This window comes from Dyadobacter flavalbus, assembly GCF_006149045.1.
In the GTDB taxonomy this organism is placed as follows: Bacteria; Bacteroidota; Bacteroidia; order Cytophagales; family Spirosomataceae; genus Dyadobacter; species Dyadobacter flavalbus.
The window spans coordinates 637050-650149 of record NZ_VBSN01000049.1 but is presented as its reverse complement, the minus strand read 5'-3'; the positions used below and the strand labels follow the sequence as shown (position 1 = coordinate 650149).

Annotated in this window: 13 protein-coding genes; 12 read left to right on the top strand and 1 reads right to left on the bottom strand. The window is 46.1% G+C overall.

Annotated features, from left to right (window positions below; genetic code table 11):
- Window positions 1-52: 52 nt before the first annotated feature.
- The 12 genes from ligA to FEM33_RS18390 all read left to right on the top strand — a co-directional run bounded on the left by ligA (window position 53) and on the right by FEM33_RS18390 (window position 12279).
- Window positions 53-2143 carry an NAD-dependent DNA ligase LigA gene (ligA, locus tag FEM33_RS18445; protein ID WP_139013531.1) on the top strand — a complete coding sequence of 697 codons (2091 nt, stop codon included), beginning with the start codon at window positions 53-55 and terminating at the stop codon, window positions 2141-2143.
- A gap of 59 nt (window positions 2144-2202) precedes the next feature.
- Complete coding sequence (gene dapA, locus FEM33_RS18440) at window positions 2203-3093, top strand: 4-hydroxy-tetrahydrodipicolinate synthase (protein WP_139013440.1); 891 nt, start codon at window positions 2203-2205, stop codon at window positions 3091-3093.
- Window positions 3094-3095: 2 nt separating this feature from the next.
- Window positions 3096-4154, top strand: coding sequence for an aminotransferase class V-fold PLP-dependent enzyme (locus tag FEM33_RS18435; RefSeq protein WP_139013439.1), 1059 nt, complete (start codon window positions 3096-3098; stop codon window positions 4152-4154).
- A 75-nt stretch (window positions 4155-4229) separates the two neighbouring features.
- Entirely contained in the window at window positions 4230-4943 is a 714-nt protein-coding gene (locus tag FEM33_RS18430) for an NUDIX hydrolase (RefSeq protein ID WP_139013438.1), read from the top strand.
- Window positions 4944-5035: 92 nt separating this feature from the next.
- Window positions 5036-5605 carry a MarC family protein gene (locus tag FEM33_RS18425; protein WP_139013437.1) on the top strand — a complete coding sequence of 190 codons (570 nt, stop codon included), beginning with the start codon at window positions 5036-5038 and terminating at the stop codon, window positions 5603-5605.
- A 47-nt stretch (window positions 5606-5652) separates the two neighbouring features.
- Window positions 5653-6117, top strand: a complete 465-nt coding sequence (locus tag FEM33_RS18420; RefSeq protein ID WP_139013436.1) for a pyrophosphohydrolase domain-containing protein — start codon at window positions 5653-5655, stop codon at window positions 6115-6117.
- 26 nt (window positions 6118-6143) lie between these two features.
- Window positions 6144-7376, top strand: coding sequence for a peptidase T (gene pepT / locus FEM33_RS18415; protein WP_139013435.1), 1233 nt, complete (start codon window positions 6144-6146; stop codon window positions 7374-7376).
- 45 nt (window positions 7377-7421) lie between these two features.
- Window positions 7422-8060, top strand: a complete 639-nt coding sequence (locus FEM33_RS18410) for a ribonuclease H1 domain-containing protein (RefSeq protein WP_139013434.1) — start codon at window positions 7422-7424, stop codon at window positions 8058-8060.
- Between the two features lie 6 nt (window positions 8061-8066).
- A complete protein-coding gene (locus FEM33_RS18405) occupies window positions 8067-8789 on the top strand; it encodes a tRNA1(Val) (adenine(37)-N6)-methyltransferase (RefSeq protein WP_139013433.1) in 723 nt (240 codons plus the stop codon).
- Between the two features lie 61 nt (window positions 8790-8850).
- On the top strand, window positions 8851-9822 hold the full coding sequence (locus tag FEM33_RS18400) for a glycosyltransferase family 2 protein (RefSeq protein WP_139013432.1): 972 nt from the start codon (window positions 8851-8853) through the stop codon (window positions 9820-9822).
- Window positions 9823-9873: 51 nt separating this feature from the next.
- Complete coding sequence (locus FEM33_RS18395; protein WP_171036549.1) at window positions 9874-10485, top strand: inorganic pyrophosphatase; 612 nt, start codon at window positions 9874-9876, stop codon at window positions 10483-10485.
- Window positions 10486-10683: 198 nt separating this feature from the next.
- Window positions 10684-12279, top strand: a complete 1596-nt coding sequence (locus FEM33_RS18390; protein ID WP_139013431.1) for a peptide chain release factor 3 — start codon at window positions 10684-10686, stop codon at window positions 12277-12279.
- Between the two features lie 349 nt (window positions 12280-12628).
- Here FEM33_RS18390 and FEM33_RS18385 read toward each other — a convergent pair whose 3' ends face one another.
- Entirely contained in the window at window positions 12629-13003 is a 375-nt protein-coding gene (locus tag FEM33_RS18385; protein ID WP_139013430.1) for a Spy/CpxP family protein refolding chaperone, read from the bottom strand.
- Window positions 13004-13100 lie beyond the last annotated feature (97 nt).

Genomic DNA, 13100 nt, shown 5'->3' with positions numbered 1-13100 from the left:
TCACTTATTTTGCTCCTAAATTTGAAGGAAACAAAAAGCAGCCGCAATGACCATGACGCCGGAACAGCAGATTCTTGACCTTATTCAGAAAATCAATTATTACAATGATCGCTATTACCAGGATAGTGTATCCGAAATATCCGATTTTGAATTTGACCAGCTTTTAAACCAGCTGAAAGCGCTGGAAAACCAGTATCCCGAATTCAGGCAAAGCGATTCTCCGACGCAGAGGGTAGGAGGCACGGTAACGAAGTCGTTCAATACGGTTTATCACCGTTACCCGATGCTGTCGCTGGACAATACATACAACGAACAGGAGCTGCGCAACTTTGACGACCGTGTCAGAAAAGGGCTGAACGGGGAAGCTTATGAATACATCTGCGAACTGAAATTTGACGGTATTTCGCTCAGCTTTACATATGAAAACGGCGTGCTCGTGCGAGGCGTAACGCGAGGCGACGGAACACGCGGAGATGAAATCACCAACAACATCAAAACCATCCGGACTTTGCCGCTGCGCGTAAAAACAGCCGGGTTGCCCGAGCTGTTCGAGGTACGCGGCGAAGGTTTTATGCCTATTTCATCCTTTCAGAAGCTGAACGAGGAAATGGAAACGTTGGGTGAAAACCTGTACGCCAATCCGAGAAATGCCGCTTCGGGTTCTTTCAAATTACAGGATTCGGCTGAAACGGCAAGGCGTGCGCTCGACTGCTATATTTACTCTTTTATCACGGACAACGAAGTATTCAAAAGCCATGAAGAAAGTCTGCTGGAACTGAAATCCTGGGGCTTTAACGTTTCGCCCGGCTGGCGCAAAGTGCAGACCATCGACGAAGTGATTGCATACATTCATGAATGGGAGGAAAAACGCATGACGCTTCCGCTGGCAACGGACGGGATTGTGATTAAGGTAAATTCCTTTGAACAGCAGCGAGAACTCGGTTTTACGGCCAAAAGCCCGCGCTGGGCTATTTCCTTCAAGTACAAAGCGGAGAACAAGCCGGCCATTCTGCGCTCGGTCAATTTTCAGGTCGGAAGGATCGGAACAATTACGCCGGTTGCCAATCTGTGCGCCGAAAGCGAGCGCATGCTTCCTTATAACCAAGTCCGGGGCGTGCATCTTTCCGGAACGTATGTGAAACGCGCGACGCTGCACAATGCCAACGAACTCATACGATTGGGCATACGCATCGGCGATACCGTTTTTGTAGAAAAAAGCGGGGAAATCATTCCGAAAATAACGGGCGTAGACATTACGCAACGAGAAAACTTCCTGACAGTACCGATTGATTTCCCGGTAAATTGCCCCGAATGCGGCTCGCCTCTGCAACGGAACGAAGGCGAAGTGGCTTTTTTCTGTCCGAACGACAGCCATTGCCCGCCGCAGCTGAAAGGCCGTATCGAGCACTTTATCCATCGCAAAGCCATGAACATCGAAAGTCTGGGCGAAGGAAAAGTTGAACTCCTTTTTGACATCAATCTCGTGCGCACGCCGGCCGATCTGTACGATCTTACGTATGAAAGTCTGCTTGGCTTGGAAAAGAATATTCTTAATGAAGAAACGGGCAAGATCAAAAAAATCAGTTTCCGGGAAAAAACGGTTGAAAATATCCTGAACGGCATTGCGCTTTCCAAAACGGTACCTTTTAAAAATGTGCTTTTTGCATTGGGAATCCGCTTTGTGGGCGCAACGGTTGCCGAAAAGCTGGCGGTTTATTTCAAATCCATCGATGCATTGCGCACGGCCAGTTACGATCAGCTTGTGGCCGTTCCTGAAATCGGCGGCAGGATTGCACAGAGTATCGTGTCTTATTTCAGCGTACCTGAAAATCAGCTTCTTGTGGAGCGTCTGCAAAGGGCCGGCCTTCAGATGGAAAGTGATGAAAAACCGGTGGTGCTGGAAAGCAATGTTCTGGAAGGCAAAACGTTTGTCATTTCCGGTGTGTTCGAAAATTTTGACCGGGATGATCTGAAGGATAAAATAGAAGCGAACGGCGGCCGGATTCTCAGCGGCGTTTCAGGCAAACTGAATTATCTGCTGGCAGGTGAAAATATGGGTCCGGCCAAGCTCGAAAAAGCAAGAAAACTGGGCGTTACGATTTTAGCCGAACAAGAATTTTTGGCAATGATCCGTAATAAATAAAGAAAAATGCCTCAGAAAGCTAACTTTGTGTTTTAAAATCTAACATTTATACAGGAATAATGCCATTGGACCAACGTTTCAAAGGGGTAGGAGCTGCGTTGATTACACCTTTTGATGAGCAGAACAAAATTGATTATCCGGGTTTGAAAAGACTGATCGACCTCGTAACCGAGGGCGGATCGGATTACCTCGTTGTACAAGGGACAACAGGCGAATCTCCGACTGTATCCAAGCAGGAAAAAACGGAGATCCTGGCATTTACCATCAAAAATAACACCAAGTCGCTGCCCATTGTTTACGGTCTTGGCGGTAACAACACGCAGACTGTACTCGATTCCATAAAGGAAACGGATTTCAGCGGTGTGGACGCCATTCTTTCCGTTTGTCCTTATTACAACAAACCGACTCAGGAAGGAATTACAGCACATTTTACAGCCATTGCAGACGCTTCTCCGGTTCCGGTTATTTTATACAATGTGCCCGGCCGCACGGTCGTAAACATGAAGCCGGATACAATTGTTAAACTGGCGGCGCATCCGAACATCATCGGGATCAAAGATGCGGGCGGAAGCATCGAACAAAGCATGGAACTGGCTTCGCGCGTGCCCGACGATTTTCTGCTGCTATCCGGTGACGACAATCTGGTTACGACGATGATCAGTGTAGGCTGGCATGGCGTTATTTCCGTGATTGCCAATGCATTTCCGACGCAGTTCAGAGACCTTACGTGGCATGCGCTGGAAGGAAGGTTTCAGGAAGCCGCCCGCTTGCAGCTTGCATTTCTTGAATTCGATACGCTGCTTTATATAGAATCCAATCCGGTCGGCATTAAAAAATGTCTGGAAATAAAAGGCATATGCCGCTCCGACGTTCGCTTGCCGTTGCTGAAAGCATCCGACGAGCTGGGCCAAAAGCTTGAAAAAGCCATGATAAGAGAAGGATTTCTTTGAGTATGATCACGTTTTATCCGGGTCCGTCCAAAGTTTATCCGCAGGTCGGGTTGTATCTTCAGGAAGCTGTCGAAAGCGGACTGATCAGCGCCAATCACAGAAGCGAAGCGTTTATGCAAATGCTTCAGCGTACGATTTTGTCACTGAAAACAAAGCTGGACGTTCCGGATGATTATGAAGTGTATTTTGTATCATCGGCAACCGAATGCTGGGAAATTATCGCGCAATCGCTCGTTTCCGCTTCCAGTACGCATATTTACAACGGCGCTTTCGGTGAGAAATGGATGCAGTATACGCATAAAATCACATCCGGTGCCAAAGCTTTTTATTTTGATCCCGAAGCGGTTCCGGACTTGAACAAACTGGATTTTCAGGAAAATGAAGTAATCTGCGTCACGCACAGCGAAACTTCCAACGGTACTTTCCTTCCTTCTTCATTTCTCCCTGAACTTCGTTCCCGAACTGAAAACCTGATTGCCGTGGACGCTACTTCTTCCATGGCGGGCGTTGCGCTGCCGTGGCAAAATGCCGATGTCTGGTATGCTTCAGTTCAGAAATGTTTCGGGCTTCCGGCCGGGCTGGGCGTCATGATCGTTTCGCCGCGTGCCGTTCGCAGGGCAGAAGAAATCGGGGAAAATGAGCATTACAACAGTCTGCTTTTCATCAGGGATAACTTTCTCAAATTCCAGACGCCGTATACGCCCAACACGCTTGGCATTTATCTCATGGGTAAAGTCATGGAGCAGGTGGCGCAGATTGAGGTTATTTCAGAAAACATACAACAAAGAGCGAAAAACTGGTATCAATTTCTGGCCTCAAACGGATACGAGCTGCTGGTCAAAAATGAAGCCGTGCGTTCCGATACCGTTATTGCCGTACAAGCAGAAAAGACAAGGATTGCGGAATTGAAAAAAGCAGCAAAACAGGACGGGATTACGCTGGGCAACGGCTACGGAAAAGACAAGGAAACGAGTTTCCGGATCGCCAATTTTCCGGCAATAAGTGACGAAGAGATTGCAGTTCTGGAGGGATTTCTGATCCGGGCGGCTTCAAATAAGTAGCGAATGAGTATTATTGATGGTTATTTGCATTTATTAACTAAACATTAATTAACTCATTTCTGCAGTTTACAAGTTGTGCGATTAGATATATTAAAACAGTATCAGGCTCAGACTAAATACCTGGTTGCGCTGGATTCCATCATTTTCGGTTTTGACGGTGAAGAGCTGAAATTGCTGCTTGTAAAAAGAGGGATCGAGCAGGAGCATCATACGTGGTCATTAATGGGCGGCTGGATGCAGCCCGACGAAAGCCTGGAAAGTGCTTCTTCCAGAATCCTGTTTGAACTCACGAACCTGACCGACATTTATCTTGAACAGCTGCATACATTCGGCAGCCCTGAACGCGATCCGGTGGAACGCACCGTTTCCGTTGCTTATTTTGCGCTGATCAACGTGGAGGATTACGATCACAAGATTTCCAAAAGCTACGAAGCGCAATGGTTTTCCATGCAGGAGCTGCCCAATCTGCTTTTTGACCATGCTTCCATGGTGGAAATGGCCATTCAGCATTTACGGTACAAAGCCTCGCAGCATCCGATTGGCTTTGAGCTGCTTCCTGAAAAATTCACGATTCCGCAGCTGCAAAAACTCTACGAAGCCATTTTCGGAACAGACCTTGACAAACGCAATTTCAGCCGGAAACTGCTTTCGACCAATCTGCTTGTAAAGCTGGACGAAAAGCAAAAAGGCTATTCCAAAAAAGGCGCCTATTTTTATAAAATCAACGAAGAAAAATACCGCAAGCAATTCAATACATTCCTCAATTTCCTGCCCGGAAATGCGTCCTGACATTGGTAATTTTTCAGAAAGAAATGGTCAACAGTTGTGTAAGCAAGCGGTTTTGAGCAACTTTGCGGCACATACATGCCCGAGAAAACCTCATGTTCAACGTCAAGGAAATCGTTTCTGTTACGCTTATTCTTTTTTCTGTGATCGATGTGCTTGGTTCATTGCCGGTTATTGTTGATTTCAGGAAAAAGCTGGGGAAAATCGAGTCCGAAAAAGCAACGCTGGCAGCAGGATTCATCATGATTGTGTTTCTGTTTCTGGGCGAAAGACTGCTGTCTCTCTTTGGTGTTGATGTCGCTTCCTTTGCCATTGCAGGCGCCATTATCCTTTTTCTTTTGGGAATGGAAATGATTCTGGGAAGGAATATTTTCAAGCACGACGACCTGGATGTGGGAACCGCTTCCATTGTACCCATTGCCTTTCCGATCATTGCCGGCGCCGCCACCATGACAACCTTGCTTGCCCTGCGCTCCACGTATCAGATCCAGAACATCCTGATCGGAATTTTACTGAATCTGTTCTTTGTATATCTGGTCCTGAAATCGTCCAACTGGATCGAAAACAAACTCGGAACCGGCGGAACGGACATACTCAGAAAGGTTTTCGGGATTATACTTCTGGCCATTTCCATTAAATTATTCAAAACAAACCTGATTATTTAGCCGGTAAAAATGCAGGCAATCAGGATAAATATTTAAATCAACACAACATGCAGCAGCTGGACAGCCTTAATCAGGTCGCAGAATTTCATACTACTTTCAGGCATCCGATTCTGGAAACGCCTGCCATCCCTTCGGAAGAACGTTCACGGCTTCGCGTGGCCTTGCTTGCCGAGGAGCTGAAAGAACTGGAAGTAGCCATTCTGGAAAAAGACATTGTAGAAGTAGCCGACGCACTTTGCGATCTGCAGTATGTATTGTCGGGCGCAGTGCTGGAATTTGGTCTTGGTGAAAAATTCAGAGCGCTTTTTGACGAAGTGCAGCGTTCCAACATGTCGAAAGCCTGTCTGAATGTAGAAGAAGCCGAAGCAACCGTGGCGCATTACAAGGCAAAAGGAACGGATTGCTATTACAAGGAAGATAATGGCAAATACCTCGTTTACAGAACGGCGGATGACAAAACGCTGAAAAACATCAACTACTCTCCCGCCGACTTAGCTTCGATTCTGGGCTGATAAATTATTTTAAATCACTTTTATTTATGTCATCTGTTCTTGACCGTTTTCTTCAATACGTAAAGATCGATACCCAATCGGACCCTGATTCGGATACTTTTCCCAGTACGTCCAAACAAAAAGACCTGAGCGAATTGCTTGTTTCACAGCTGCTGGAACTGGGCGTTCAGGATGCACATCTGGATGAACACGGCTATGTCTATGCAACGGTTCCTTCCAATTCGGATAAAACAGGCATTCCCGTAATCTGCTTTTGCTCGCATGTGGACACATCGCCGGATGTAACCGGAGCCAATGTAAAACCGATTGTGCACAAAAACTGGAACGGTGCCGATATCATTCTGCCCGACGACCCGACGCAGGTTTTGCGGATCGGCGAACTGCACGATCTGGATCAGCAGATCGGCCATGACATTGTAACGGCGAGCGGCACTACGTTGCTTGGCGCGGACAATAAAGCGGGCGTTGCCGAAATCATGGCAGCCGTTGAATTCCTGCAGACGCATCCTGAAATTAAACACGGCACGATCAAGATCCTTTTTACGCCGGACGAAGAAGTAGGCCGCGGAACCGAGAAAGTCGATCTTGAAAAACTGGGTGCCGATTTCGGGTATACCGTGGACGGTGAGGCGGTGGGAACGCTGGAAGATGAAACCTTTTCTGCTGACGGCGTAAAGATTACGATTCACGGCGTGAGCACGCATCCCGGCTATGCGCTGGATAAGCTTGAAAATGCGCTGAAAATTGCCGGAAATATTTTGGCCGCATTGCCCCGGGCCATTTCACCGGAAGCCACCAAGGACAAGGAAGGGTTTATTCATCCCGTACAAATGGAAGGCATTCAGGAAAAAGCCGTGCTGAGCTTTATCATACGCGATTTCACCGCAACAGGCCTGCATGAGAAAGAAGCATTGCTGAAAGAAATTACGGATGACGTTCTGAGGCAATTTCCCAATTCCACGGCCGAATTCAAGGTTACGGAACAGTACAGAAACATGAAAGAAGTGCTGGACCTGCATCCGGAAGTGACGGAAAATGCATTTCTGGCTATGAAACGGCTTGGCATGAACCCCGTTCAGCGAAGCATACGCGGCGGTACGGACGGGTCGCGTTTGTCATTTATGGGACTTCCGTGCCCGAATATTTTTGCCGGAGAGCATGCTTTTCATTCCAGGCTGGAATGGGTTTCGGTTCAGGATATGGAAAAAGCCGTGGAAGTGATTGTAAATATATGCCGGATCTGGGAAGAAAAAGCCTGAAAACGGATTTTAAACAATTACTGATACACAAAGAATCAATTGAACATGGCAAAAAAGACCAAGTATTACGTAGTCTGGCAAGGAAGAAAAACCGGCGTTTTTACAGACTGGAAAGAATGCGAAGCACAGATCAAAGGTTTTGATGACGCCCGTTACAAATCCTTTGAATCCATTCAGGAAGCGGAAGCCGCCATTCAGCGTAATTACTGGGAATTTGTTGCCAAAAAAGAAAATAACAAACCGGCTGTAACCAAAGAAGCGCCGGCCAATATCGGCCGGCCGATCAAAAACAGCATTGCCGTGGATGCCGCCTGGAACACGGCTTCGGGCGATATGGAATATCAGGGTATTTACTATGCTACCGGCGAACGGCTTTTTTTACAGGGCCCTTTTAAAGATGCAACGAACAACATCGGCGAATTTCTGGCCATTGTCCATGCGCTTGCGTATTTGCAGAAAAAAGAAAGTGATTTGCCCATTTACAGCGATTCCAGAACGGCGATCAGCTGGATCAGGAAAAAACATGCCAACACAAAGCTTGAACTGACGCCCCGGAACAAGCCGGTTTTTGAAATGCTGCAAAGAGCCGAACGCTGGCTGGCCACTAACCAGTTTTCCAATAAGATTCTGAAATGGGAAACGGAATACTGGGGCGAAAATCCGGCTGATTTCGGACGAAAATAGACGCATATGGCCCGGAATTCAACTTTTCAGTTCAAGCAGTTTACAATCTGGCAGGACAAATGTGCCATGAAAGTATGTACGGATGCCTGCGTACTCGGAGCGTGGGCGGATCTGGAAAATGCGGGCCGTGTGCTCGATATTGGTGCCGGAACGGGTTTGCTTTCGCTGATGTCCGCGCAAAGAAATTCAAATGCTTTGATCGATGCAGTGGAAATTGACGCCGATGCTTTCGGGCAGGCCGGTGAAAACGTTGCAAAAAGCCCTTTTCATAACCGCATAAAACTGTATCATACTGCCATACAGGAATTTGACCCGCATTTACAATACGATGTGATCATTAGTAACCCGCCTTTTTTTCAGGATGACCTGAAATCGCCGGACAAAAAGAAAAACCTTGCGCATCATGCGCATTCGCTTGACTTTGAAGAACTTGTTGTTGCTATTAACAGGCTGCTTTTACCTTCAGGGAAATTTCAGGTTCTGTTTCCGGTGGAAGAAGGGACAAGGTTTCAGCAAAAAGCAAAAACTGCCGGCTTGATTTTAAACCGTAAGCTAACGCTTTGTCACCACTCGGGCAAAAATCCTTTCCGGCTGCTCATGGAATTTCAAAAGACAGAAAAATATGCTGCTCCTGTAAATGAAAGTGTATTGTATATATATGAAAATGACGGAGTTACATATCATCCGTCTTTCCGGGATTTAATGAAAGACTTTTATTTAATATTTTGATCAGGAAAAATACGAACTTTGCTGCAATACCGGCCCCGTGCTTTGCCATTGAACTTTATTCATGACCGATTCAGTAATTCAGATTTCCGTAGTTGTCCCTCTTTACAATGAAGAAGAGTCGCTTCCCGAGCTAGCCGAATGGATTGAAAGGGTCATGGACGAAAATGGTTTTTCATACGAAATCCTGTTTATTGACGACGGCAGCAGCGATTCGTCTTGGTCGGTCATTACCCGGCTTTCTTCCGTAAATCCGCACATCCGCGGGTTTCGCTTTGTCCGCAATTACGGAAAAACCGCTGCATTGCAGACCGGATTTCAGGCGACAAGAGGCGAAGTCGTGATTACAATGGATGCCGATTTGCAGGACAGCCCGGACGAAATCCCGGATTTGTACCGCATGATCACGCAGGAAAAATACGATCTGGTTTCGGGCTGGAAAAAGAAGCGTTACGACCCGCTTTCCAAGACTGTTCCTACCAAAATTTTCAATGCGGCCACCAGAAGTATTTCCGGTGTGTCGCTGCACGATTTCAACTGCGGCTTAAAGGCATACCGTAAAGATGTGGTGAAAAACATCACGATTTACGGCGAAATGCACCGCTATATCCCGGTTATCGCCAAGTGGAACGGTTTCAGGAAAATAGGCGAAAAAGTAGTTCAGCACCGGGCCCGCAAATACGGTTACACCAAGTTTGGCCTTGAAAGATTTATTTTTGGCTTTCTGGATTTGCTTTCGATTGCCTTTGTGAATAAGTTTGGGCGAAGACCCATGCATTTGTTTGGCAGTCTTGGAACGCTCATGTTTTTTCTTGGAAGCATCATAGCATTCTGGCTTTTAGGTAAAAAGCTATATAATATTTATCATCTGCAGCCTTACCGGAATGTTACTGAAAATCCGCTTTTCTTTCTGGCGCTGGTAGCAATCATGGTGGGTTCGCAATTATTTTTAGCCGGTTTCCTTGGAGAGCTGTTTGTAAAGCAGTCTGTATCGAAAACCGGTGATTACAACATTTCCAGTCGGGTTGGCAGTTAGAACACTTAAACACATTAAAAAAATTAAAAGATATTACATTCTATATAAATAATGATAGCTAACGTACACAAAGCACATCCCTGGCACGGGATTCCAATGGGTGAAAATGCACCCGAACTTGTAACTGCATTTATTGAAATCGTTCCGACTGATACTGTAAAATACGAAATTGACAAGGCGACAGGCTATCTGAAAATTGACCGTCCTCAGAAATATTCAAACATTGTTCCCGCACTTTACGGATTCATTCCCAAAACGTATTGTGCCGAAAAAATCGCATTGCTGGCCAGAGAACGTTCCGGACGCGATGTGACCGAAGGAGACGGTGATCCGCTGGATATCATTGTATTGTGCGAAAAAATCATTTCTCACGGTAACATTATGTGCGAAGCCAAGCCGATCGGCGGAATCCGTTTGATAGACGGCGGCGAAGCAGATGATAAAATCATTGCCGTACTGAAAGGAGATGAAGTATACGGTGCATTTTCGGACCTGAGCGAACTTCCGGAAGGAATCATCGAGCGTCTGAAGCATTATTTCCTGACTTACAAAAACCTGCCGGGCGAAAAAGCACACATTGAAATCACCAATGTTTACGGAAAAGAAGAGGCGCATGAAGTAATTCTGACGTCTGTTGAAGATTACAAGCATTCGTATTACTGAAAATATAATTTACATCAGGTTTAATGCCGTTTGATCCGGAATTTTGAGCCGTCCCCGCTAGGGACGGCTTTTGTTTATTCTTATCTTTGTGCAAATTTTTATATAATCGGTATCGCCGGCAGGCATAATCAAAAAGCTGAATGAAAAGCGCTTATAAATCCTGCCGGAAAGATATTGGAAGCTGTTTATCGGTCTGATATGAGTAATATACAAGAAATAAAAAAACGCCGCACGTTTGCGATCATCAGTCACCCGGATGCCGGGAAAACGACGCTTACGGAAAAATTGCTGCTTTTTGGAGGCGCAATCCAGACGGCGGGTGCGGTAAAATCCAATAAAATCAAAAAGACGGCGACTTCCGATTTCATGGAAATTGAAAAGCAGAGAGGTATTTCGGTCGCTACGTCCGTCATGACATTCGAATACCATGATTTGCTGATCAATATTCTGGATACGCCCGGTCACAAGGATTTTGCAGAAGATACGTACCGCACGCTTACCGCCGTGGACAGTGTTATTCTCGTCATTGACTGTGTAAAAGGCGTTGAAGAGCAGACGGAAAGGCTTATGGAAGTGTGCCGCATGCGCAATACGCCGGTAATTGTATTTGTTAACAAACTCGACCGCGAAGGCCGCAACCCGTTTGAACTGCTGGACGAGCTGGAAACCAAGCTGGGCATCCGCGTAAGGCCGCTCACATGGCCGATCAATATGGGCGCTGAATTTAAAGGCGTGTACAGCCTGTACGAGCAAATGCTGTATTTCTTTAAAATCAATAAAACCAAGATTGAAAGGGATGTTGCCAAAGTAGGGCTGGATGATGAAAATCTGGAATCGCTGGTCGGCGAGCGCGATGCTTTGCAGCTGATTGAAGATGTGGAACTGGTGGAAGGCGTTTACGATGCGTTTTCAGAAGATGCTTATCAGAAAGGACAGCTTGCGCCGGTGTTTTTTGGAAGCGCGATCAATAACTTTGGAATCAAGGAATTGCTTGATACTTTCTGCCAGATTTCCCCGATTCCCCAGCCACGCCCGACTGACGTACGTGAAGTGGAGCCGACAGAGCCTAAATTTACCGGTTTTGTATTTAAAATACACGCAAACCTGGATCCGCGCCACCGCGACCGGATTGCATTTTTAAGGATTTGTTCGGGTAAATTCGAACGCGGCAAGTTTTACAAGCATGTCCGTCTCGGCAAGGAAGTGCGGTTTTCAAGTCCGTTTACCTTTATGGCTTCCGATAAAAGTGTGCTGGACGAAGGATTTCCCGGCGATGTAGTCGGGTTGTATGATACCGGAAGTTTCAAGATTGGCGATACTTTGACAGAGGGTGAAAATCTTCAGTTTTCAGGAATCCCGAGTTTTTCGCCGGAAATTTTCAAGGAGCTGATCAATATGGACCCGATGAAGTCCAAGCAGCTGGAAAAAGGCATCCAGCAGCTTACGGACGAAGGCGTCGCCCAGCTTTTCACGCTGGATCTTGGAAACCGGAAAGTGGTCGGAACGGTTGGTGAACTGCAGTTTGATGTAATTCAGTATCGTCTTGAGCATGAATACGGTGCCAAATGCCGCTGGGTTCCGATGAATATTTCGCGTGCATGCTGGCTTACTGCGGATGATAAAGCGGCTATGGATCAGTTTGTGCGCCTGAAAGGAAATCAGATTGCCTACGATAAAGACCGCAATCCGGTATTTCTGGCCGAATCGGAATGGATGATCCGAATGAACCGCGAAAACAATCCGGCCATTCATTTCCATTTTACCTCCGAATTCAAAACTGAAATGGCAGTTTAAAAAAAGAACAGGCATGCAGTCCGTATTCGTGTGGATTGTATGCCTGTAACAAATGAAATCAGTTTATTAAATGTCATTTATAGTCAATAAGTCATTTATAGTTAAGGGTTGTTTTTGGTTAAAAGTCATTGGTGGTCAATGAAGTCATTTATAGTCAATGAGTCATTTTTGGTCAGAGGTTGTTTTTTAGTTATGGTTTGGCAACAGTAAAGGGCTTTTTTATAAAAAAATCGTTTCAAGTTTCAGAAGCAATTCTTTCCTCGTCCTTTCCTCCATTTTTCCCATTTATCCAAAATCCAAGGTTTTCCTGACAATCCATCCCTCGTCCTTTCCTCCCTTCACCCTGACTTCAAGGCTTCACCGGTGAATCGTCACTTGGTCCCCTTCCTCCGTTATTCCTTCTGTCTTCCAGCATGGTTTTGTATTTTTCCTGTTGTTCAACTGTCAGGATTTTTGCAATTTCCGTATTGAAAGCTTCCATGGAAGCACGCATTTGCGCACGGTCCTGCGTTTGTGACTCCCTCATTTCCTGCATTTTCTGAACTCTTGCAAGGTTCAGCGCATAAACCTGCTTTTGCTGTTCGTCTGAAAGATCAAGCCTTTCCGTCATTGTTTTGGTCTGGTTTTCGGCACGCTGTTCCGGCGTCAGGTCAGAATTACGGCCTTGTGCAAACGCAGCGAAGCTTGCGAGTGTCAGTATCAGGGCAAAAAGTCCTTTTCTCATGGTTTTTTGGTTTTGTTACAACGGTTAGAGAAGATTGTTGTCAAAAGGTTTAACCGGTAAGATGAAATTGGCAAAACCTTCTTTTTTAAACTGATTT